The following is a 21,702-nucleotide window of genomic DNA, read 5'->3' as shown; positions in this document are numbered from 1 at the left end:
TGATTATTCCCGGTCAGAGAGTTTGCTGCGCTGTCGCGCCTTTTTTTCGTTTTCGATCTTGTTGAGCATGGCGCGCAGGGTTTTTTCCATGCCCTGCAGGTCCATGCCTGGCGCCGCTGTTATGGTGAATTCATAGGTGTCGTGGCTGTCGTACACAGCAGCGGCCGGTGAGCTGCTGATGGGCGGGCGGTCATCCACGGCCCGTGCGGGCATGGCGGTCGCGCTCAGGGCCAGGGTGCCGGCCGCTGTGAGTTGCTTGCCCATGCTGCTCAGTGCGTCGAGGGGGCCTTTCTGACCACCCTCCAGGCCTTTGGTCAGGCCCGCCATGGTGAACCCTCCCAACTCGGCGAACACCCGCGACGGGCTGTGGATGCCGAGCTTTTCCTTGAACCAACCGATGCTGGCGTCGCCGATTGAACTGATGGCAGTTTTGACGCTGCCCAGTCCGGCCAGTAGCCCGTTGACCAGGCCATTGACGATCATGTTGCCGAACTCGGTAAAGCGGCTGGGCAGGTCCACGCCCAGGTAACTCAGCACGCCGGCGAAGGCCTGGTAAATCAGGCCGATGGGGCTGAAGTTGGCCAGGGTGTTGATGATGCCGACGATCCCACCGCTGAAGCCTGCTTTGATCTCCGTCCAGGCGCTGGCGAAGTAGTTCTTCACCGCGTCCCAGTTGGTGTAGATCAGGTAGGCGCCTGCGGCCAGGGCGGCGACAACGGCGGCGATGACCAGGACAATCGGGTTGGCCGAAAGCCCCCATAGCGCGATGCCGACGGTGCGCAGGGCGGTCACAAGTGGGCCTATCAGAATGCCGCCCAGCGTGCGCAGGACTGTGCCAAAAACTTTGAAGATCCCGATGATGCCTGGCAGTTTGATACCGAACATTGCCAGGCCGAAACGCAGCATCAGGAACGGCCCGAGAATGCTCGCGAGCATTAGGGCGAGACCGCCGAACACTGCGGACAGTACAGCCACGCTGGCGACAATCTTCAACAGGGATGCGGTTAGGACGGGGTTTTCCTTGACCCATCCATTGACTTTGTCCAGCACACCGCCGATTGCATCCATGACATCGACCATCGTGGCCCGTACAGCTTCGCCTGCGCCGCTCTTGGTGTTGAACAGCTTGTTCTGTAACACCTGCCAACGACCTTCGATAGCGTCGGCGCGGATGTCCATTTCTTTTTGCATGGAGCCGTCGGCCGCAGCGTCATTCACCAGTGTGAGTTGGCGCCGCAGTTCTTCCAGGTTGTTGACCAACTTGCCTGCGTCCTTGCCGAACTCTTTACCGAATAGCCGTGTGGAGGCTTCAGTTTGCTGCTCCGGAGACAGCTTTTTGATGCGTTCAAGTACGCCCATCATCGTGCCCATGGCGTCTTTGGTCATGCCGGTCTGCACAGCTTTTGAGTCGAGACCGACCATTGCCATGCCTTCTTGGAACTTTTTGCCCTGCATGGTGGCGATAGCCAGCTCACGCACCATTGCCCGGGAGGCGCTGGCGGCGACCTCGGGCGCAGAGCCCAGGGACAAGAACGTACTCCCCAGCGCTGCTGCCTTGCGGTAGTCGAGTTTGTCGGCCACGTCGCTCATACGAGTCAACGTCTCGATGATGTCGCCACCCTTGGAGCGGGTGTTGTCGTCCAGGTAGTTGAGTGCGTCACCCAGCTCGGCGATGTTCTTGATCGGCACTTTGTACAAACCGGCGATCCGGCCCATGTCTTCGCCGACCTGTTCGGCGGGCAAGTCGAAGGCCACGGCTGCGGTCGCCGAAACCTTTGCCATGGTCAGGAGGTTTTCTTTGCCCTGGATACCGGCCCGGGCCTGGGCTTCGACCAGGGCCGCAAATTCGGTCGTGGCGATGGGCATTTCGTTGCTGGCTGCTTTGATCGCGTCTGCAAATTCGTAGTAGGTGCTGGTGAGCTTGCCGTTGTCATCTCGCGCACCGTCGACCTGCTTTGCCACACCCATCATGGCGGTTTCGAAGTCGACGTATTCCTTAACTACGCTGACGACTGGCCGGCTGGCCGCATATGCCACACCCAGGCTGGCACCACCTGCGACAGCCGCGCTGCCGGCGAACTGCTGCCCCTTGTCATACGCACTGCGGGCCGTCGCTGCGCGCTTGTGCTGGGCGGTCAGCTCGGCCATCCGCTTACCCTGCGCGCTGATGCTGGCGTTGGTGGCGCTGATTTGCTCGCGCAGCTGGCGTTCGTGTGTGCCCAGGTTCTTGGTGCTGATCCCCGCGTCATACAGTCGTGAGCGCAGCCCCTGGAGCTGCTCGCTCTGCTGTTGGTGCTGCTGTTTCAGCCGCTGGGCCTCGCGCACGGCCGTTCGAAAATCCTTCGCCATTGCCCTGGTCGGCACGCCGGTCGCGGCAAACTGCTGGCTGAGGGTTTTGACTTTGGCCTGCGCAGCATTCAACGCCTCGTTGGTCTGCTCGACAGCTGCGCGTTGCGACCGCCAGGCGGTGACGTCTTTCTGCTGGGTGTTGAGTTCCTTCAGGCGGTCGCGGGCAGCCTTGAGTGCGCGGGCGGTCTCCAGGCTGCCGTTGTTGATTTGCTTCAGCGGGCGGGTGGCTTTGTCGATGGCACTGAGCAGCACCTGAAGTTTCAGATTATTTGCCATCGGTGGAACTCCGCACCCTGGCACGCTCGCGCCAGTCCATCAGGTCTTGCAGGCCCAACTGATCCATATCAGCCGGTGCCCAGTGAAAAACCACGGCCAGATCGGCCATGGCGTCCTCTACGCGACGAGGGATGCATCCGTCTTCGCCGACTTCTGCAACAAAAAACCGCTGATCTTGCTGCTGAGGGCGAGCAGATCGGCAGGGTCCATGCCGGAGACCTCAATGGCGGTGAGGGTTGGGCTGCTGATGCGCGGTACGACCTTGATCAGGCTGGCGACGTCCATTTGCAGCAGCTCCACCAGGCTCACGCCGCGCAGCTCGCCCGAGCTGGGCTTGCGCAAGGTGATGCTGTCGATGGTGGTGACGCCACGACGGATCGGGGAGTCGAGGACGACGGTATTTTCGTCGGCCAGTGGCTGGATGTCGGGTTGTTCGGTGGCTGCTGGTTTCATTGGAAAAGCTCCTGGTGATGAACGTGTGGGGTTGTCGATCGAGGGTGGGGATCAGTACCCGATGGCCTTGCGCTGTTTCTCCAGCATGTCCTTGCCACCCACCTTCTCGATGAAGTTGAGCAGGTCGATTTCGATGATTTCTTCGTTGTCGACCGTCAGCTTGTAGTAGGTGCAGGTGGTGGTGATGGAATGCTCGGTGTCCTCGCCTGGCTGCGCGTCACCCATTTCGATGGTTTCGTGACGGCCGCGCACCACAATTTCCACCGCACTGACGTCGCCAGTGTCGTCCTGCTCATAGGCGCCGGAAAAGCGCAGTGCCACACCCGAGGCGTTGACTGCGCCGAACTGTTTGAGGCTGATCAGATCGAGGCCACCGGTTTTCCATTCCAACTGGATGCCGTCATCGGAGAAGCCCAGGTCTGCCTTGACCGGGCCGTTCATGCCGCCGCCGCGATAGGCTTCCATCTTGCGGCCGAGGGCGGGCAGGGTGACGGACTTCACCAAGGCACGGTAGATGTTGGCGTCGTTGAACAACATGAGGTTTTTGAGCTTGTGGGGCAGGGCCATGGCGGTGTTCTCCGGGGGTATGGCACAGGGTTAACTCCCCTCGCGGGGAGGCCCGGTTTAGCTGTTGATCTGGCTGGCGAACTGCATCAGGTAGCGGTCGGTGATGCGCTGGCGAAGCGTGAGGTCTTCAAGGGGCGGCACTGGGGTGTAGTCGTAGTCCAAGGTCAGCTTGCCGGCCTTGAGGGTGTCCTTGTCGTTGATGTCTTCGGGGTACCAGCAACTGCCGCCGATCAGGTAGCCCTGGGCGATCCATTCGCGGAACTTGGCGTTAACACCCTCGATGATGTCCCGCACCAGGGAGGCGTGCATGGGCTTGTCGACCGCCCACATGTGCGCCTCGGCCATGGTGTCGGCGAGGATCTGCGCGGTGCGGGTGTAGTTTTCAAAAGCGAACAGCGGATCGTCGCTGCACGTACGGCTGCCCCAGAATCGGAAGCCGCCTTCGTTGATCAGCGTGGTGACCTCATTGCTGTTCAGGTAGTTGGCATCGGTGGCCGGGTTCTGCAGATCCCAGAACACGTCGGCGCTGATGCCGGTCACGCCATTGACGGCGACGTTGGAGATGGTCTTATGCCAGCCGATTTCCTGATCGATCTTGGCCCGCAGGCCCAGGGCGCGTGCCACGGCGGAGGCGGTGACGGTCGCATTGGTGACGGTGCTCCAGTTCTGGAACTCCGGCCAGATCACCATCACTTCACGGGCGCCGAAGCTTTCGCGGTAGGCGACCACTTCTTCCTTGGTTTTGCAGTCCCAAGCACTGACGTAAGCGAAGGCGCGCAGGTCCTTGGCAATCGATACAAGGGCGGTGGCTACCGGCTGGCTGTCGAGGCCTGGCACGCCGAGAATGCGCGGCGTCATGCCCACACGGGCTTTGGCAGCGAGCAAGGCTTTCATGCCGGTGTACTTGCCATCGGCGGTGGTGGTGCCGATCAGGGCGCTGGTGGTGGCGGCTTCGTCGGCGCCTTCCTTGACCCGCACCACGATGGTGTAGGGCTTGGTCTGGTCGGCGATGGCTTGCAGGCTGCTCGCCAGGGTGCCTTTGACACCGGCTTTGGCAATGGCGCTTTGCACATTGGTCAGCAGGACCGGGGTGTCCAGCGGAAACATCAGGGGGTCTGCATCCTCAGCCGTGCAAACCAGGCCGATGACTGCGGTGGAGATGGTGCGAATAGGGCGGGTGCCGTCGTTGAGTTCGATGACCCGCACGCCGTGGAGATAGTCTGAACCGGCCATGGGTGGTTGCCTGCGCTGTGATGGAATGACAGTGCACAGGCTGCCGCGCGCGCGCCGGTTGGGCGAGCGCGGCGGGTTGTAGGGACGGGGATTACAAAGTCTAAGACGGCGTGCGCGGAATTTCTCCGCGCCTATTCTGCTTGGTCAGCAAGCCAGTCCGGTGGAGTCGGGCGCAGGTCGGCGGCTGGAAAGCCTTCTGCTGTCGGCCAATCCCGCAAGGCCTGCCTGTACCTCAGCAGCTCTGAAAATTGCTCAGGCGTAATCATGGTTTCCTGGGCCATATCGATTTCGTCACGATGGCGGGCCACTATCCACTCACTGGCGGATATCACCCCGTCACGCCAGCGCCGCGCCTTTTCGGCCAGTTCCTCGCTGGTTGGGAGCAAGGCCGGTGCCGCAATCGGTATCCCGTCTTCATCCGGGACAACTCGGCCACCTTCCTCCCGGACTCGCGACATCCGCTCGTATACCTCCCTAGACACCTCTAGGGCATCATCAGGCATCGAACAATCATCGCCGCCCAGATCGCCACTGATATCAGACCGATAAAAGGCAGTCACTGAAGGACTGAAATAAAATTTCATGCGTTACCTCCCTATTGCGAATACACGGAAACGACCTTCGGGGGAGAAGTTCCCGCCGGCACTGATTACGAAACGATCTTTGGTGACGTCACCGACGACGAAGCCGAGGTTGTTTCCATATCCGCCTGCTGTGGCGCTGAGAAGGACAGGAAATACGCCGAAGCATTCGTTTGGAAAAGAAACAGGGAAGTAGCGAAGGTCATTCGCTCCCGTGCTTTCTGTCACATCAAACACCTGCTGTATCCAGCCGTTCGGGAGTTTCAGAGTTCCGGTACCAGATGAACTCGAAACGGTCGCGTTTGAAGACGTCCATAACGGATCGCTTGTAGCCCAACGAATCGGGCCAGCTCCAGGTAGCGCCGTTCGAATATGCGCCACACCATTATTAGCACTGATACATACCGCATTTTTTGTCCCGTCATGACGCACCCAGTCCGCCCCGTCCCAATAGCAGTTCTGAGCCACAGTTGACTCTAACGGGGATGAGAGGAACGCATAGGTTCCGCCATGAACATCAATGCTTTCGCCTGGCAGCGGGTTGTGATTGCGAATTGCATCCGTAATCCCATAAGAGGCCAGAGAGTTTCCCTTGTTAGCCTTGGCATTCAGCCTGTAATCAACATCGACGACACGGTACGCATCCGTAATACCGTAACCAGCCAATGTCGTGGCATTGGAAGCCTTGCCGGCTAACAATCCCATTATGGTGGTGGCAAAGTTCGGATCGTTACCCAGTGCCTTTGCCAGCTCGTTCAACGTGTCCAATGCGCCCGGCGATGAATCGACCAGCCTGGCGACGGCGGCAGCAACGAAAGCGGTGTTGGCCGCTTGGAGCGAGTTTGTTCCTGGCGCAGCAGTAGGCACCGTAGGAATGCCCGTCAGCGCCGGACTGTTCAAGTTGGCCTTGGCCGCTAACGAGGCGGTTACGGTGGTCGCGTAGGTATTGACCGCAGTCCAGACGAACGCACAATTTGCCAGCTCGCCGAAATTGCTTCCAGGGGGCGCGGTTGGCGCGGTAGGTACACCGGTAAAGTTAGGGCTCGCGAGGTTGGCTTTTGACGCAGGGTCAAAATTCCCGTCGTGCCACACGTACCTAATCGTATACGAGCCATCACCAATAACTCGGCGGAAAGCTAAAACATCGGCACCGCCGCCTGTGTGACCGAAAATATCGAATGCAGTATTTCCACCCGGCCATTTCATCCGCAGAAATAAACCATTGCTGGAGACTGACGGCTTGTCGGTAGTTGCGGGGATATAGGTTCCCAAAGTGGTTACTGGTATGTCGGCGATGGCTCCCACAATGCCCGATTGTGGCGTAGAGGTGAGACCGTTGGTGATGCCATAGCCTGCGAGAGTCGTGGGGTTGCTACCCGACACGACAATCCCATATTTGTTGATGATTACTTGCCGGTAAGTGCCTGGGGTTTTGTTGCCAGGCAGCACAGCGTCAATACTTAAATCAACGTATTCGCGGGTGGCGAGCACCACCGCCGGATCAATCTTCAGCACGATGTTGGCTAGGCTGGAAACGATCAGATTCATCCGAATAATCTGCGTCCGGCCAGATCCCTGGGTCAGCAGCGGCTTGAAGGTTGGCGCGCAGTTGGCGACGGCCACGAGATCGCCGTCCGTGTCGTAGAGGCCGATTTCCCGAATCCAGAAACCGCCGACGTTTTCCGGGATAACCTGCTCGGCAATGATGATGCCGGCGTTTTTCGGGTCTGGCTTGAGCTGGTTGAGCGGCGCGCGGCGTCGCTCATTGATCAGCTTGGTTTGCAGGCGGTCAGGGAACGGGTCGGTGCCGTTGGCATCACCCACACCCATTTGCGCGAACGTCCAAGGGGTGCCCAGGGCATCCGCGTTTGCCTGCTTGGCCTCGCCGATGGCCGTAAGAATGGCTTGAAACTGGCTGTTCTGGTCGATCATGGGAGGATGTCCATCGTATCAATGTGATGTTCGCGACCGCCCAGGCGCAGATAGCCGCTGACTTCGATGTCGCGTTGGGTCGGTGGGTAAACGCTGAGTTCATCGCCTTCGCTGACGCAGGCGCCGATATAGAAACTGCCGGTGGTTTCCAGGCTGATGGCCAGGCCGGTGAGGTGGCGGCTACGGGGTTTGGCGTCATCGATCAGGAAGGTCAGTTCCTGATACATCTCTTCGGTGATGCCGGTGTCCAGCACGCCGACCTTGAGCTTGAAGGTACCCGGTACGCCGACCGGCACGTCCTGCCACCACTCGATAATCTCGATCAGATAGCCCAGGGGCTCGACCACTCGGCGCAAAGCGCCGATGGTGCCCTTGTGGGAGTGCAGGTAGTACGCGGCCCGTATCGCCGCGCGCTTGGTGGACTCCGACCAGGTGCTGTCCCAACGGTCGACCGAAAACGACCACGCCAGGTACGGCAATACCGCGAGGGGGCACAGGTCAGGGTTCCACAGCAGACGAATCGGAATAGGCACCCGCTGGATCTGCGCCAGTGCCACGGCCGCGTCACGCTCCAACTGCGTCGAGTTGCTGGGTAGCAGGTGCTGGGCGCCCATCACTCGACTCCTACCGATAGTTGAATCTCGGAGCAGTACGGCGCCTGGTAGGGCGTCGCGACAACGTCTACCCAGTTCAAAAGCTCGACCTTACGCACGCCCTCGACGTGCAGCGCGGCGTGGATCGCCGATTCTGAGACTTCCATGCCCAGCCGGCGGCGCTGGTGGACATATTCATTCAGGCGCTGTTCGGCAGCAGCTCGGGCAGGTTCAGTTTCTGGCCCACTGGTTTTCAGGTAGAGCTTGGCTTTGACCTGGTAGCGCAGGATCTGCGCGGCCTGGACGGTGAGCCGGTCGGCGACTGGGCGGCGGTCATCCTCGCTGAGATAGGCTTCCACCACGGCCAGCAGCCCAGGCTCGGCGCTGCCGTCGGCCAGCATGCCCTGGACCGTAACCACGACCACGGCCGGGGAAGGGCTTTCTGCGGTGGCGTCGGCAACCCGCCCGTCAGCTGCGCGGGCGTGGAAGATGTAGCTGTTGCGCGGGCCGGCGGTGCTGAGGCCTTCCCAGGCCATCTGCGTGCGTTCGCGCAGGCTGTCGTCATCTTCCATGACGCGCGCCACGGGCGGGGATGCTGATGCATTGCCCTCCTGAATCACCAGGCGCTTGACGTTGAAGTTTGCGGCCAGGTTGTCCAGGTCGGAGCTTTTGGCAAAGGGCAGTAGATTGGCGGTTGCCGCTTCGTTGACCCGTTGGCGCCAGATTGTTTCGCGGTAAGCGTTCTCTTGCAGCAGCTTGGTCAGCGGCTCCGACTCCAGCTCAAGGCGGGCGGCGATTTTTGGCTGTTCCTCTGCCGGCCACAGGCTGATGGCGTAGGCCTTGCGCTCGGCAAGGATCTGCTCATAGTCGATCTGCTCGACGATCTGCGGCGCGGGCAACAGGCTGAGGTCGATGGCGGCGAATGTGTTCATACACTGGCCCCCAGTTGCAGCGGCAGGCTCATACTCAACGGCTCATTGGTGTCGACCAGGGTGCCGTCCAGGTCCAGTACCGATTGGCCTTGCAGATTGGCGCCGAGGAACTGCACCCGATTCAGGCTGATACGCGGTTCCCAGCGCATTAACGCCATGACCGTGGCTGCATACACGCGCAGGCGGGTGGCATCGTTGAAGGGATGGTCCACCAACTCGGGCAGCAGGCTGCCGTATTCGCGGCGCATGACGCGGGTGCCGATCCGGGTGGTGAGGATGTCGGTAATCGACTGGCTGATGAGGTCCAGATCGCCGATGGAGCCGCCGGTTTCTCGGTTCATTCTGGTTTCCCCGTCTTGCCGCTGCCTGGCATGACGTCGCCGTGCAAGTGCTTGACCAGGCTGATACTGGCCGCGACTACGTCTTCGGTGACGGTCACAGTGCCGGTGACGTTCTGGTTGCCGGTTTGGGTGTAGTCGCCGTGGTGCGTGATCGGGCCGACGATGTTGATGCCGCCCGTGCTGGTCAGGTTGGTGGTGCCGCCTTCGGGCAGCGTGGCGTTCAGGTGATGGGCGACGCTGTCGTATTCGATCACCGTGCCGTCGGCGTAGGTGCGACGGTGCAGGCCTGGGCGGTCGCCGTTGGCGGGGATGTGATCGCTGGGTAAGCCGGTGATGACGACGCCATTGGCGAGTTGGCCGGACGGGCTGATCAGGATGACCTGTTCGTCGACGGTGGGCGGGTCCCACTCACGGTCAGATCCCGCACGCAGGGCCAGCCATGGCAGCCAGGCGGTGGTCAATTCGCCGGTCTTTACCTTCACGCGCGGGGGCACCATCTGGACTTCGGCGATGACGCCGAGGCGGATGAGGTTTTCGAGCATGCGGGAGAGGGCGGCGAAATTGTTCATGGCGCCGATGGTGGCGCCACGCGTGCGCGGGTGCAGCTTCGCTGCCTTGTAGGGAGGGGCTTTACAGTGTCAGGTGCGCGAGCAAACTGTCACGGATCACATCAAGATCCGCCTCGGTGAATCCCAGCACTTCACGTTGTTCGTATTGCACGTCGGGAGCGCCACGCTCTGCGCGGTCCTTCAAACCGTATTGGTGAACCCTGGCAATACGGGCGATTCGCCCGGTAAAGCCCACTGAAATGGCGTTGCTGTCGCCTCGGGCCTTGAGATAGGTGGCGTTCTTCAGCTTCTTGAACATTTCCAACTTGCGGCGGATATGCCCCTGCTTACCACGCAGATTGCGCTGTTTACGGGGGGCAAACTTGCTGCCGTCCGGATTCTGCTGGGCAATAACCCGCTTTTGTTGGCTGCGACGCAGCTCCTGGCCGATGCTGCGGGCCAGTTGATTGCGTGCCCCAGGCTCCAGCCGTTCCAGTAGCGTGGCCGCCCAGGTCTCCAGTGCTTCCAGATCATTTGCCATCGGGCACAAACCATTCGCTGGTGTTGCCCTGGGCGCCAGGCTTCCAGTTCGGGTCGAGGTAGCCCGCTACACGCTGCGGCTCGTTTGGGTGCTTGACGGTGGTATTGCCCTGGTCATCTTGGCCGACGATCACTTTTTCCGTGAGCGGCAGGGTAATGCTGAGGTCTACAAGCTCTTTGCTGAGAATCTCGGCTTCAAATTTGAATCCGTTCTTCACCTTGTCGAGGTTTTCCAGCAGTTCGGACTGGTTGACGCTGAGCCAGCCAAGCAACGGGAGCATGATGCTGTCGGGGTGCCCAGCGAACGCGGCGAGAACGATCTGCAGGTCAAAGCTGTACTCAAAAGACAGGCTCTTCGCTGCTGTGCAGCGGACCTTTCCGTTGTCGATGAAGATCATCATCCGATCAGGGTCGTGCTTGAACTCTGCAACGGTGGCGAGGAGGTGGGCGCGTAGGCTTTCGGCTTTGTTCATGGCGCTGCCTGCTGATGTTGATAAATCATGTCGACCTGCGCGGCACAGTCAGCCCAGGCGGCTTCGACGCGGTCCATATCGGTGAGCTGGTCGCCGTTATTGCGTGGGTTGGTCGCCGGCAACTGGCACGGCACTACGGCCGGACATCCACTGACGGTAAGCGTCGGCGCCGGTAAGGGCGGGGCGCTCCCGCAACCGGCGAGCAACATCAGGCAAAGGCTGAGTAGCCCAAGTGCGTAGTTCGGTGTTTTCAAGTTTCAGCTCCTCTATGGTTCGCTCGCGCTTTGCCAGGCCCTGGCGCAACTGATCCTGTTGGGTGCGCAGGGCGCTCTGGGCGTCTCGCTCCTGCTTCAGTGTGTTCGTGAGCGTGTTTGCGGTGGTCAGGTTGCGGTCGGCGTCTGCGCGGGCGGTCTTGGCCGCCGCTTTTGCCAGCTCTGTGTTGCCCTCGGCGATGTTGATGCGCTGTTGCTGACCCCAGATCAGCAGCGCCAGGGCGCCGAGCAGGGCAATGCCGTACAGGGCCTGGCGCAGGGTGCTCATACGCGGTACCAGCCGAGCTTATTCATGGCTTCGGTATCGAGTTGTTTAATAGGGCCGCGAACGATCACTGCCCTGGCACCGCTCATCAACTGAATGGCCTCGGCCAGCACCTGCATATCGTCCTGTTCGGTGGATTCCGGCACCACCAGCAGATCGCCGTCCTGCACTCGCAGTTTTTGCACCGCTTCGAAGTCGATCATGCTGCTACCCCTTGCCCGCAACCGCAGTCGGCGTGCCGTTCGTAGGCGCGCTGTAGCTTCACGTCGTAGAGGTTTCGCTGATAGTCCGGGCCGTTGTAGAGCTTGGCGAATTCGGCCCATTTGCGGGCTTTTAGCGCCTTGTGCAACACAGGGTCGGTTTCAATGAAGCGGGTGAAGGCGTCGAACTGTTGCGATTCGCTGGCACTCATGGCCGCCACGAAGTCCTGCACGCTGGTGTAGCCCAGACGCTGCCAGTGGAAGCCCATGATCTGGAATGCCCCCCAGGATGCAGATTCAAGGGCGGCCGTGTCGTCGATCAGGCGGGCCATGGCCAGGCGCTGGTGTTCGGCGGTACCGCCGGAGTATCCGCCCGACTTTGGGTTGACCAGGGCGGGATTGACGGCGGCGAGCTGGTCGGCGTGGCGTTTGAGTTCGGCCGGGTCATCGCCTTCGTGCCGCACCTTGGCGAGTTGGCGGTACATGACATGCCGTTCGAACAGGATCACTGGCTTGCCGTTTTCGAGGAAGCCCTTGCCCTTGGATTCCACCTCGTTGATGGCGTAGATGCTTGCCAGCGGCACGCCGAGGTGTTCGGCGGCAGCGGTCAGGTCGTTGTTGCGCAGCAGCTTGGTGCAGTCACCACCGGCCAGGCTGGTTTGGGTCTTATTGCCGGCCACGCCATCAGCTACCAGGCCGACCTTGAGCTGATAGGCACGGACAGCAGCTTCGGTGTCGTCGCCGTAGCTGCCGTCCACGTCCAGCTTGGCGCCGTGGTTGTTGAGGTTCTTTTGCAGGGTGCGGACGGCCTGTGAGCGGTCGCCGTGGCGTAGGGTGGTGGTCATGCGCTGGGCCTCAACAGGGCGGCGACGTTGCCGCGAGAACGGAATATCAGGGTGCAGAGCAGCACGATGGAGACGGCTTGCCAGAGGCTAGTGGGCTGGCGGTACAGGAGGATTTCCAGACCGCAGATGCACAGCGCGGATCCAAACAGGCTGGCGAGTAGCGAGATGCTGCGCCGGTACCGCGCAGCGCCTCGGGTGTAGCAGGCCAGGCGCAAGGCGCTGAGCAGATAGGCCACGGCCGTGATCAACTGCACGATCAATTCGATGTTTGGCATGTCAGCTGCCCCCTCTGATGCGGCGGACGATTTCCCAAAAGTCAGCTTTCTCAACCCAGACCATGAGCTTGATGCTGATGGGGATGATCACCAGGGCGCAGCCGAACGCGGCGCCGCCGCTGGTGATAAATGGCAGGGCTTGCAGCGCCATGGGGGCAAAGAGGTAGCCCACACCGGCCGACAGGAACAGAGAGCCAAGGCGCTGCCAGACCTTGAGGTCGTGCTTGGTACTGGTCACCAGCCAAGCGCCGAGGATCGCGCCGAACAACGCTTCCCCGTCGATTATGGGCGTGATGGTTGCCAGGCCCAGGCCCATGAGCAGGCCGGTCACGGCGCTGGAAGTCGGATCAGCCATGGTGTGGGTTTCCTTGGTTACAGGGGATCAGTCCCATAGCTGCACCATTTGCCGCTGCTGGGCACTGGCTTGAGCTTCGGGCATGTTGACGACAAGGCCTTGCGGCAGAATTGGGCCGTGATCAGCCAGGCCCGGGTTGGCTTCAAGGACGGCCTCGGTGACGCCTGCGGTGCGGCCGTAGAAACGCCAGCACAGGACGTCGACCGTGTCGTTTTGATTGGCACGGACGGCAACGGTCATTGCTCGCCCTCGGGCTCTTCTGGCGTTATCGGGCTGGCGTACTCAAAAACACCGTCGGGCGACACGTACGCGCCAGGGGATGCACCTGTTTCGACTACCCTGAAAATCGCTAGACCAAGCGGGTGCATGATTTCCCGGTTGATGCGTTCGTGCAGGCCAAGGCGACTGATTTCATTCCAGTCTATGATTTTCATATCGCTCATCAGATCAACTCCACAGTGGTGCGGGTTCGTCCGAGGAAGTCGCGCACGGCCCAGCGCAGATCGCGGCGGTAGTCGTCGATGGTGGGGGTGATTTCTTCGGCCTTCTGGCTGCCAGTGTTGGTGGCACTGTAATCGCGGTAACGCTCGCAGACTTCAGCACCGGTAGCGGCTTCGATGGCGCGCCGGTAGAGGTGGGCCTTTACCGACACTTCATTGATACGATCACCTGGTACGTCGTCCAGAGTGGCGTGGCCGGCTGCTTGCTGGGCTTCCCGCCATTCGGCAAGCTCGCGGTTCAGGTTGATGGCGGCAGAAATAATGGCGGTTTCCAGGCGGGCAGGGGTGACGCTGGAGTCGATACGCAGGGTGGCGCGCAATTGGTCCAGGTCAATCGACGGCCAGAAGGGGTCGGTGTTGATATGACCGCCTGCGACGGGGCCGCTGGCTACAAATGCACTCACAGGGAAGGGCCTCGGAGGTCTGCGCGGGAAATTTCGCGCAGGATCTGCTGCCTGGTGAATTCGGGGTGTTGTGTACAGAGAAGGTCCATTGCCCGCCTCGAGTTGCGATTCACAAGGCTGAGTTCGCGCCCGTTGGCCGGCATGATGGCGCCGTGCTTGATGGGGCCAGTGCAAACGGTGCGGTCGTAAGCCTCTGTCTCGGCAACGTACTGTTCAGCCGCAGCTGACAGGCGCCGTTCGGATTCCGTAGGAGTGAATTCACTCTGATAGAGGTTGGCAAAGGCAGTGTTCATGACTGCTCCGATAGGTCGCCGGTGGTCGGGGCTTCACGTTCAGGAGGAGCGGCCTGGCCGATCCGCCCCGAGCCGGCGGGGTGCGTGGGGACGCTCGGTTAGCTGCTTGGTGCAGCGTGTTTTTTCAGGAGGCGCTCGGCGCCGTCCAAATCCTTCTTGCCGCCGCAGCTATCGTGCAGCTCGATGGCGCGCTTGAGCAGGTCTATACCGGCCTGAATCTGCCCCGGCTGGCCGGGTTCCTCTGCCGTGATGCCATGCACCGTGGCACGGCCTGTTGCCAGGTAGAGCTTGGCGCGGGCCTGGTCAGGCATATCCTCTTCGTCGGTCAGCTCAATGGTGCGATGCAAGATGCTCAGGTCGAACGTGCCGTTGGTTTTTTGCGCTTTCAGTGCTGCGGTGGCGATTTCTTCCGCTACCAGGCAACCGGTAGTGCGCTCGAAACGGTCGGGCATGATCAGCTTGTGCTTGAGCACGTAGTCGGCGATGTCCAACGCACCGGCGTATTCACCGGCGTCGATCCGCCAAACCATGATGGTGGTCAGAACGTCATCCTGAGCGCCGTTGCCGCCCGCAAGTACGCCCTCGACATAAGGGACGTACTGAGGCAACAGCTGCGGCTTAAGCGCTTCCTTGGCGGCAGTGGACTGGATCGCCTTCAGGCGTAGCCGATCCTGTAGCAGCTGATTCAACTGGTGCTCGTAAGCGGTGGCACCGGCCATGGATTGCTGCGGTGCTGTTTTCGCTGCTTCCATGGCCGCGCGAGCGCGGCGTTGGTGGGCTTGGGCAATGCTGAGTGCCATGGGATTAACCCTCGCCGCCGGCGTCTTCGACTGGGGTGATGTTTTCCAGCAGGCAACCCAGGCCATATTCCTCGACCACGTACGCCTCGTTCGACGATTCGAAGTTGCTGACGCGGTTCCACTCCGGCTCTTCCTTGAGGTAGCGGCGGCGCCCGCCGATCTGCCAGTACACCGACAGGTTGGCGAATGTGGTGATGAGGATCGTGCCTTCGGGGATGTACGGCACCTCGTACAGCGGCAGACCGCCGACGCGGCGTTGCGAGATGATCAGGTCGCTCGCCAGGGTGTTGGTCGCGTCCTGGTCCTTGTTGACCAGGGCCAGGAACTTGTCGTGGACCAGTTCGCGGCCGGTCAGCACCACCAGGCCAGGGTTGCGGCGATACCAAGGGTCGAGCAGCTGGATAGCGTCGTAGACCAGGGCGTCGATGTTTTTGAAATCACCGGTTTTGCCGATGGTGATTTTGCCGGCGACAGCACCTTCCCTCAGCACGCGGTCGGGGGCGTGGGTGCGGTACTGCTGGAGCCAGCCGATGTTGACGTCTTCCAACAGCGGGTGCGTGGTGCGGTCGGTTTGCTCTGCGGCCGAGACGCCGTAGAAACCGATCTGGATGCGGTCGAGTGCCTGGCGTTGAGCAATGGCGCTGGACAGGCGGGTCTGGAAGTCCGGGAACTTGGCCCAGGCGTCGAGCTGCTTGTAGCTAACGAAGGTGTCAAAGTCGGTCTGCTCGGCCTTGTACTTGTCGCTCGATAGGGTGCCGATGCTACGTGGCTCCCGCTTCTTGACGTTGGTGTTGGTGCGGCTGGCAACGGTGCCGCCCACGCCCAGGCCGACCTTTTCGCCTTCCTGTTCATCGACGCCGATGACGTTGACTTTGGTCAGGAACTCGCTCGATTCCTGAATCTTGGTTTCCAGGCGCTGCTGGATGGTTGGGTCGACGCTGAACGTAGCGGTGGCCGATTCGACGCCGTTGAGCTGCGCGACCTGGCTGAGGTAGCCGGCAAAGAGTTTTCGAGTGTCGTTACGCATGGGTGTCTCCGATAGTGGGCTGGGCGGTGTAGGCCGCAGGTCAGAACTCAGCCAGGGCTTGGTTGCCGCCGCCGGTTACCGGTGGGCGCTGGGTTTGGGAGTGGTCTTGGGTTTTGCCGAGGGTGGTTTTCAGCTCGACCAGGTCTTTGCTGAGCTGCTCAACCTTGGTGTTCAGTTCGCCGGAGAATTTCTTCTCGGCAGCCAGCTGATCGGGCAGATCCTTGACGTGGTCGGCGATCGCTTCGACGGCCTGGCCGATCTGGGCGAACTCGGCATCGTCCTTTGCCTGCTTGCCACCCAGGAGCGCCTGCACTTTGCTGAAGAGCTGAGCGCCGAGGCCGGGCTTGTCTTCGATTTCTTCAAATTGCAGCTCGGTTTCCACGGCCTCGGTGAACATCGAAGTGGTGGAGTAATGGCGATCCTTGAACGGGCTGGATTCAGGCTTTTGCGCGGAGAACGCCAGCACGTCTGTGCCGAGACTGGCCGGTGAATCGGTCACTGCCAGGCCGACGATGTAGGCTTCGCCGGTGTCGGCGAAGCTGTCGTCGATCTCGATCGAGGTGTAGATCTTCTGTTTGGCCTTGTTCATGGCGATCAGCTCAGGTGTCGGTTCGACCTGGACGAACAAGGCCAGCTTTTTCTGGCCGTGGATTTCTACTTCTTCGGTCTTGACCGCGAGCACATCACCGTAGGCTTTGAACGGACTGTCCGGCATCACGCTGCGGAAGTGCTCCAGCCAGATGCGGGCGCCGTAGGTGGACGGGTTGAAGTTCTTCGCGGACTGTTCCAGCCAGCTGCGTTTGATGGTGCGCTTGTCGGAAGTAGCGCCCTCGACGGCGACGCGGAACCAGTTGCTGCGAAATTTCTTCATGTTGGGAATCCTCAATGCATAGGGCGCTTAATGCGTTGCAATGAGGGGCATGGTCGTGACGCGCGCGAGTTGCGGCAACGGGGCGGGATTGTAAAGGGCGGTGCTACAAGGGGCGGCGCTACTGACTCGCCGGCGTGGGCGGCAGCATCGCGGCCATGACTATGACTGAACTGCTCCCGATCGATCCCCGACGCCAATCCAAGTTTCTATATTGGATGGGTTGGCGTATCTGCGAGATTGCCGAGGCTACGGGCGAAAAGGAAAAAACGCTACACAGCTGGAAGGCTCGCGACGAGTGGGACCGGGCGGATAACGTCGAGCGCATCGGCGGGGCGTTGGAAGCGCGGCTGGTGCAGTTGATCCTCAAGGAAGGCAAGAGCGGCGGCGACTTCAAAGAGATTGACCTGCTGCACCGCCAGTTGGAGCGGCAGGCACGCATTCAGCGTTTTCAGGGCGGCGGTACCGAAACCGAACTCAACCCCAACCTTGCCAAGCGCAACGAAGGTCCGAAGAAAAAGACCCCGAAAAACGACATCAGCGAAGAGCAGATCGAGCTACTGCGCGAAGCGTTTATCGACGGCTGCTTCGACTATCAGAAAGACTGGCACCGGGCTGGCAATCAGCGCACCCGCGTCATCCTCAAGAGCCGGCAGATCGGCGCTACCTACTACTTTGCCCGCGAGGCGTTTATTGATGCGCTGGAGACTGGGCGCAATCAGATCTTCCTGTCGGCTTCGAAGAACCAGGCCTATCTGTTCCGAGGCTACATCCAGGCGTTTGCTCGCGAGGTTATCGGCGTCGAGCTGACCGGTGATCCCATCGTGCTGCCGAACGGCGCCGAACTGTTTTTCCTCGGCACCAATGCGCGCACTGCCCAGGGCTACCACGGCAATTTTTACTTCGACGAATTCTTTTGGACGTTCAAATTTGAGGAGCTGAACAAGGTTGCGTCGGGTATGGCGATGCACAAGAAGTGGCGCAAAACCTACTTCTCGACGCCCTCGACCATGGCCCACGAGGCCTACACCTTCTGGACGGGCGAGCGCTTCAACAAGGGCAAGCCGGCGGCGCAACACACCAAGGTCGATGTTTCCCACGGTGCGCTTCAGCAGGGCCGTTTCTGCGAGGACCGGTTGTGGCGCCAGATCGTCACCATCCTGGACGCGGAGGAGGGCGGCTGCGACCTGTTCGACATCGAGGAGCTACGCCGGGAGTACAGCCCCGAGGCGTTCGCCAACTTGCTGATGTGTGAGTTTGTTGACGACGGCGCGAGCATCTTCCCGCTCACGGTGTTGCAGCCGTGCATGGTTGATAGCTGGGTTGAGTGGGCCGAGGACTACAAGCCGTTTGCCATGCGGCCGTTCGGTGATCGCCAGGTGTGGGTGGGTTATGACCCAGCGGAAACCGGCGACTGCTCGGGCTTGGTGGTGGTCGCGCCGCCGATGGTGCCAGGGGGCAAGTTCCGGGTGCTGGAGCGTCACCAGTTCCGAGGCATGGACTTCGCGGCCCAGGCAAGCGTGATCAAAGCCGTATGCGATCGCTACTGGGTGACGTACATCGGTATCGACGTCACCGGCCTGGGTAGCGGCGTGGCGCAGCTGGTGCGCCAATTCTTCCCCAACGTGACCACCTTCAGCTACTCGCCCGAGGTCAAGACCCGCCTGGTGCTGAAGGCTTACGACGTAATCCACCGTGGCCGGCTGGAGTTCGACGCCGGCTGGACCGACATGGCGCAATCGCTGATGGCGATCCGCAAGACCATCACCGCAGGCGGTCGCCAATTCACTTACACCGCCGGCCGCAACGACAACACCGGCCACGCTGACCTGGCGTGGGCTCTCTTTCATGCATTGCACAACGAACCGCTGGAGGGGCAGACCACTGCCAACACCGGGCGGATGGAGATTTTTTGATGTCGAACCGCCGCAGAAATACCAAGCAGTTGGCCCAGGCCGCCACGGTTGCAACGCAGGAGTTCATTCCGCGCAGTGACAGCAAGATGGAGGCGTTCAGCTTTGGCGATCCGTCACCGGTGCTGAGCGGCCGGGAGGTGTTTGATTATCTGGAGTGCTGGTTTAACGGGCGGTGGTATGAGCCGCCGCTGTCGCTGGATGGTTTAGCGCGGTCGGTGGGGTCTAGCGTGCATCTGCATTCGGGGCTGATGTTTAAGCGCAATTTGTTGAGCAAGACCTTTATCCCGCACCGGCTGCTGTCGCGCGCGGCGTTTGAGCAGTTCGCCCTGGACTTCCTTTGCTTGGGCAATGGCTATCTGGAAGGGCGACGCTCAATGCTTGGCCCTGTGCGTGAGTTGGTACCGCCATTGGCGAAGTACATGCGCTCGGGCAAGGACGGGCGGCAGTTCATGGTCCAGGGCTGGAAGGAGGAGCATGAATTCGAACCGGGAACGGTCTTTCATCTGCGGGAGGCGGATCTGCATCAGGAGGTGTACGGGCTGCCTGAGTGGATCAGCGCGTTGCAGTCGGCGTTGCTGAATGAGTCGGCCACGCTGTTTCGCCGCAAGTATTACGAGAACGGCAGTCATGCTGGCTTCATCCTCTACATGACTGATGCCGCGCAGAACGAAGCGGATGTCGACTCCCTGCGCAAGGCACTGAAGGACTCCAAGGGGCCTGGCAACTTCCGCAATCTGTTCGTGTATTCGCCGAACGGCAAGAAGGACGGGTTGCAGATCATCCCGGTCAGCGAAGTGACGGCCAAGGACGAATTCAACTCGATCAAAAACCAGACTCGCGATGATGTGCTGGCCAGCTTGCGGATTCCGCCGCAGTTGATGGGCATCGTGCCGCAGAACGCGGGTGGGTTTGGGTCGATCAGGGAGGCGGCGCAGATTTATGCAGCCAATGAACTGGAGCCGATTCAGGCGCGTATGGCGCAGGTGAATGACTGGTTAGGGGAGGAGGTTGTGCGCTTTAAACCTTATGAAATCCCGAAGGATAGTTAGTAGAAACGCAATTGCTTTGCTAGGGTGCCCTTGCCTATCTAGGCAGGCGAGGGAGTAAAAAATTGAAGGTCTCAATTTTCTTAGGTAGCGCAGTTGGTGGCTTGTTATCGGTACTGATTTTGGTACTCGTTTTTCGCGCATTTGACCATGATATTGATTTGGTCTTGGGCGGTAGTGGTGGACAAGAACTAGATTTGTTAACTACTGTTGTTTTGCCATTGTTATCAACTTTTTTCGGCGCGATGGCAGGTTCTTATTATACATATAGGCTGCAAGTTCGAACCAAAGCGCAAGAGGAAATTCAGCGGGAAGTATATTTGTTGCGCCATGCCAGTTTAGCTTTACAGTCCCAGCTCAATGATTTGGCCGGAATAAAGAGAGCAATGGTGCTTCCGTATCAAGATGACGCTCTGAGATCGCTGAGTATGCCTGTAACTATTGGCTCTCTCGGAGTGTTGGAAAGGATTGATCAGGATGTCGCCATTCCCCTGATTAGATTGAATGAGGCAGACCTGTTGTTGAGGGTGCAGTTTGCCGAAAAAACTTATCTAAATACTCTTGAGTTGCAGCAGTCGCATCATCGGCTTTCCAAGGAGTATTCTCAAAGATTAAGTGATGGAGGCGTCGATCAGTTTGATATTTCATCGCTGTCCTTCAAAACGAAAATTGTCGGTGGTGCAATGATTGCACAGCTGTATACAACGGGAGAGGGATTGATAGGTGCTTTGGATGATGGGTTGGAAGATCTTTTGGCTGCGTTAGACGGTCTTGCTAGAGTTTATAAAGAAAAATACAGTAGTGGTAAGTATGGTTTCTTGTCTGTAGTGCCTTTCGCATCGTCAGTTGATATTTTTGCAAAGGTGCCGCCGCCGAAAATTAAAGATGTTAAGTCCTTGATGGAGTTGGCCGGTTATTATTCGAAATATTATGATCCAGCGTCGGATGAGGTTGTACCGATTGCAAGGCTTGCCAAAACTGACTGGCGTTCTCCTTTTTATAAAGGTGGGATTTGGAGGTGTTACTTCATCAACGCAGTAAAATGAGGACGGAACCCTAGATACGATTTCGATTTTTGTATTGGCAGAATTTTTATGATGATTTGAGAGTTGGCATATGAGGTAAATAGTTCTAGGGTGCGGGTTCAATCAAACTGGAATCCTTGTTCCTCACATTGCCAACGGCAATATCGACTTTAAACCATTCAAAGGCTTCGGCCGGCTCGCCTTGGTGCAATACCATCTGCTCGGCACGCTCTCTTGGTGTCGCCGGGTCCAGCCATTCGCGGGCAAGTTCCGGCGTCAGGACCACGGGCCTTCGGTCGTGAATATCCACCATGCCGCCGGCACTGTCGGCGGTGATGATCACAAAGCCGTCATGCTCGCCTGGGCCTTCATCGGCGTCTGGTAATTGGCCGATAGCCGCGCACAAGATCGGCGCGCCGTCCCGCCTGCGGATCAGGTAGGGCTGTTTCTTTGGTCCACCTTCATCCACCCACTCAAACCAATTGTCGATAGGCGTGATCGCACGGTGCGGCCAGATCGCCTGGAAGAATGGACCGTGGGCGACCTTCTCAACGCGTGCGTTGATCGGTGCGGCGCGGTCTTTCGCCCAATGCGGTCGCCACCCCCAGCGAACAGGATCAGCGTGCAGCAGTTCACCTTGCAGGTGCAACAATGCCACCTGGGTCGTCGGAGCAACGTTGTACCGCTCGATAGGTTGGTCACCCACCGAGTTTGCCAGGGCGTTAGGCATGCTCAGCGCCGCAACGAAGTCGTGGATTCCCCTGTACTGCGACAGCCTTCCGCACACAGCCAA

The 21,702-nt window shown here is 59.9% G+C and carries 29 protein-coding genes and 1 pseudogene; 3 read left to right on the top strand and 27 right to left on the bottom strand.

Annotated features, from left to right (window positions below; genetic code table 11):
• Positions 1-3: 3 nt before the first annotated feature.
• The 26 genes and pseudogenes from BHC62_RS07120 to BHC62_RS07005 form a co-directional block, all read right to left on the bottom strand.
• Entirely contained in the window at positions 4-2,625 is a 2,622-nt protein-coding gene (locus BHC62_RS07120; RefSeq protein ID WP_070994607.1) for a phage tail tape measure protein, read from the bottom strand.
• Positions 2,615-2,734: a GpE family phage tail protein gene (locus tag BHC62_RS27280; protein WP_029293885.1), complete on the bottom strand. Its 120-nt coding sequence runs from the start codon at positions 2,732-2,734 to the stop codon at positions 2,615-2,617. The genes BHC62_RS07120 and BHC62_RS27280 overlap by 11 nt, the downstream gene beginning before the upstream one ends.
• 8 nt (positions 2,735-2,742) lie before the next feature.
• Entirely contained in the window at positions 2,743-3,078 is a 336-nt protein-coding gene (locus BHC62_RS07115; protein ID WP_070994606.1) for a phage tail assembly protein, read from the bottom strand.
• Between the two features lie 51 nt (positions 3,079-3,129).
• Positions 3,130-3,645 (bottom strand): phage major tail tube protein, encoded by a 516-nt coding sequence (locus BHC62_RS07110; RefSeq protein WP_070994605.1) that lies wholly within the window; start codon positions 3,643-3,645, stop codon positions 3,130-3,132.
• Positions 3,646-3,702: 57 nt separating this feature from the next.
• Positions 3,703-4,878 carry a phage tail sheath protein gene (locus BHC62_RS07105; RefSeq protein ID WP_070994604.1) on the bottom strand — a complete coding sequence of 392 codons (1,176 nt, stop codon included), beginning with the start codon at positions 4,876-4,878 and terminating at the stop codon, positions 3,703-3,705.
• Between the two features lie 131 nt (positions 4,879-5,009).
• A complete protein-coding gene (locus BHC62_RS07100; RefSeq protein WP_083335415.1) occupies positions 5,010-5,462 on the bottom strand; it encodes a phage tail assembly chaperone in 453 nt (150 codons plus the stop codon).
• Positions 5,463-5,465: 3 nt separating this feature from the next.
• A complete protein-coding gene (locus tag BHC62_RS28885; protein ID WP_083335414.1) occupies positions 5,466-7,391 on the bottom strand; it encodes a phage tail protein in 1,926 nt (641 codons plus the stop codon).
• The gene (locus BHC62_RS07090; protein WP_070994603.1) at positions 7,388-8,005 is read right to left on the bottom strand and encodes a phage tail protein I; all 618 of its coding nucleotides are present in this window, start codon (positions 8,003-8,005) and stop codon (positions 7,388-7,390) included. The genes BHC62_RS28885 and BHC62_RS07090 overlap by 4 nt, the downstream gene beginning before the upstream one ends.
• Positions 8,005-8,916 carry a baseplate J/gp47 family protein gene (locus tag BHC62_RS07085; protein ID WP_070994602.1) on the bottom strand — a complete coding sequence of 304 codons (912 nt, stop codon included), beginning with the start codon at positions 8,914-8,916 and terminating at the stop codon, positions 8,005-8,007. The genes BHC62_RS07090 and BHC62_RS07085 overlap by 1 nt, the downstream gene beginning before the upstream one ends.
• Positions 8,913-9,257, bottom strand: a complete 345-nt coding sequence (locus tag BHC62_RS07080) for a GPW/gp25 family protein (protein WP_070994601.1) — start codon at positions 9,255-9,257, stop codon at positions 8,913-8,915. The genes BHC62_RS07085 and BHC62_RS07080 overlap by 4 nt, the downstream gene beginning before the upstream one ends.
• Complete coding sequence (locus BHC62_RS07075) at positions 9,254-9,826, bottom strand: phage baseplate assembly protein V (RefSeq protein WP_070994600.1); 573 nt, start codon at positions 9,824-9,826, stop codon at positions 9,254-9,256. The genes BHC62_RS07080 and BHC62_RS07075 overlap by 4 nt, the downstream gene beginning before the upstream one ends.
• A gap of 61 nt (positions 9,827-9,887) precedes the next feature.
• Positions 9,888-10,346 carry a phage virion morphogenesis protein gene (locus BHC62_RS07070; RefSeq protein WP_070994599.1) on the bottom strand — a complete coding sequence of 153 codons (459 nt, stop codon included), beginning with the start codon at positions 10,344-10,346 and terminating at the stop codon, positions 9,888-9,890.
• Positions 10,336-10,818, bottom strand: coding sequence for a phage tail protein (locus BHC62_RS07065; protein WP_070994598.1), 483 nt, complete (start codon positions 10,816-10,818; stop codon positions 10,336-10,338). Before BHC62_RS07065 ends, BHC62_RS07070 begins: the two co-directional genes overlap by 11 nt.
• Positions 10,815-11,000: pseudogene (gene lysC, locus BHC62_RS28720) on the bottom strand (Rz1-like lysis system protein LysC); the annotation flags it as partial. The gene BHC62_RS07065 and the pseudogene lysC, both read right to left, overlap by 4 nt.
• Positions 10,915-11,358 (bottom strand): Rz-like lysis system protein LysB, encoded by a 444-nt coding sequence (gene lysB / locus BHC62_RS28880; RefSeq protein WP_070994597.1) that lies wholly within the window; start codon positions 11,356-11,358, stop codon positions 10,915-10,917. The pseudogene lysC and the gene lysB, both read right to left, overlap by 86 nt.
• Positions 11,355-11,558: a hypothetical protein gene (locus tag BHC62_RS07055; RefSeq protein WP_070994596.1), complete on the bottom strand. Its 204-nt coding sequence runs from the start codon at positions 11,556-11,558 to the stop codon at positions 11,355-11,357. The genes lysB and BHC62_RS07055 overlap by 4 nt, the downstream gene beginning before the upstream one ends.
• A complete protein-coding gene (locus tag BHC62_RS07050; RefSeq protein ID WP_070994595.1) occupies positions 11,555-12,400 on the bottom strand; it encodes an N-acetylmuramidase family protein in 846 nt (281 codons plus the stop codon). Before BHC62_RS07050 ends, BHC62_RS07055 begins: the two co-directional genes overlap by 4 nt.
• On the bottom strand, positions 12,397-12,675 hold the full coding sequence (locus BHC62_RS07045) for a phage holin family protein (protein WP_070994594.1): 279 nt from the start codon (positions 12,673-12,675) through the stop codon (positions 12,397-12,399). The genes BHC62_RS07050 and BHC62_RS07045 overlap by 4 nt, the downstream gene beginning before the upstream one ends.
• A gap of 1 nt (position 12,676) precedes the next feature.
• Positions 12,677-13,030 carry a putative holin gene (locus BHC62_RS07040; RefSeq protein ID WP_070994593.1) on the bottom strand — a complete coding sequence of 118 codons (354 nt, stop codon included), beginning with the start codon at positions 13,028-13,030 and terminating at the stop codon, positions 12,677-12,679.
• A gap of 27 nt (positions 13,031-13,057) precedes the next feature.
• Positions 13,058-13,270, bottom strand: a complete 213-nt coding sequence (locus BHC62_RS07035; protein WP_070994592.1) for a tail protein X — start codon at positions 13,268-13,270, stop codon at positions 13,058-13,060.
• Entirely contained in the window at positions 13,267-13,473 is a 207-nt protein-coding gene (locus BHC62_RS07030; protein ID WP_070994591.1) for a hypothetical protein, read from the bottom strand. Before BHC62_RS07030 ends, BHC62_RS07035 begins: the two co-directional genes overlap by 4 nt.
• The gene (locus tag BHC62_RS07025) at positions 13,473-13,934 is read right to left on the bottom strand and encodes a head completion/stabilization protein (RefSeq protein ID WP_070994590.1); all 462 of its coding nucleotides are present in this window, start codon (positions 13,932-13,934) and stop codon (positions 13,473-13,475) included. The genes BHC62_RS07030 and BHC62_RS07025 overlap by 1 nt, the downstream gene beginning before the upstream one ends.
• Positions 13,931-14,227 (bottom strand): hypothetical protein, encoded by a 297-nt coding sequence (locus BHC62_RS07020; RefSeq protein ID WP_070994589.1) that lies wholly within the window; start codon positions 14,225-14,227, stop codon positions 13,931-13,933. Before BHC62_RS07020 ends, BHC62_RS07025 begins: the two co-directional genes overlap by 4 nt.
• A gap of 98 nt (positions 14,228-14,325) precedes the next feature.
• A complete protein-coding gene (locus BHC62_RS07015) occupies positions 14,326-15,027 on the bottom strand; it encodes a terminase endonuclease subunit (protein WP_070994588.1) in 702 nt (233 codons plus the stop codon).
• A gap of 4 nt (positions 15,028-15,031) precedes the next feature.
• On the bottom strand, positions 15,032-16,054 hold the full coding sequence (locus BHC62_RS07010) for a phage major capsid protein, P2 family (protein ID WP_070994587.1): 1,023 nt from the start codon (positions 16,052-16,054) through the stop codon (positions 15,032-15,034).
• 40 nt (positions 16,055-16,094) lie between these two features.
• Entirely contained in the window at positions 16,095-16,925 is an 831-nt protein-coding gene (locus BHC62_RS07005; protein WP_070994586.1) for a GPO family capsid scaffolding protein, read from the bottom strand.
• A 155-nt stretch (positions 16,926-17,080) separates the two neighbouring features.
• On the opposite strand from BHC62_RS07005, the gene BHC62_RS07000 reads away from it, so the two are divergent.
• The 3 genes from BHC62_RS07000 to BHC62_RS06990 all read left to right on the top strand — a co-directional run bounded on the left by BHC62_RS07000 (position 17,081) and on the right by BHC62_RS06990 (position 20,930).
• On the top strand, positions 17,081-18,838 hold the full coding sequence (locus tag BHC62_RS07000; protein WP_070994630.1) for a terminase ATPase subunit family protein: 1,758 nt from the start codon (positions 17,081-17,083) through the stop codon (positions 18,836-18,838).
• The gene (locus BHC62_RS06995) at positions 18,838-19,887 is read left to right on the top strand and encodes a phage portal protein (RefSeq protein WP_070994585.1); all 1,050 of its coding nucleotides are present in this window, start codon (positions 18,838-18,840) and stop codon (positions 19,885-19,887) included. The genes BHC62_RS07000 and BHC62_RS06995 overlap by 1 nt, the downstream gene beginning before the upstream one ends.
• Positions 19,888-19,949: 62 nt before the next feature.
• The gene (locus BHC62_RS06990) at positions 19,950-20,930 is read left to right on the top strand and encodes a hypothetical protein (protein WP_070994584.1); all 981 of its coding nucleotides are present in this window, start codon (positions 19,950-19,952) and stop codon (positions 20,928-20,930) included.
• Between the two features lie 85 nt (positions 20,931-21,015).
• Here BHC62_RS06990 and BHC62_RS06985 read toward each other — a convergent pair whose 3' ends face one another.
• Entirely contained in the window at positions 21,016-21,696 is a 681-nt protein-coding gene (locus BHC62_RS06985; protein ID WP_070994583.1) for an SOS response-associated peptidase family protein, read from the bottom strand.
• Positions 21,697-21,702 lie beyond the last annotated feature (6 nt).

It is taken from the genome of Pseudomonas sp. 06C 126 (assembly GCF_001855215.1).
Taxonomy (GTDB): domain Bacteria; phylum Pseudomonadota; class Gammaproteobacteria; order Pseudomonadales; family Pseudomonadaceae; genus Aquipseudomonas; species Aquipseudomonas proteolytica.
This window is presented reverse-complemented; position numbering and strand designations above follow the sequence as displayed.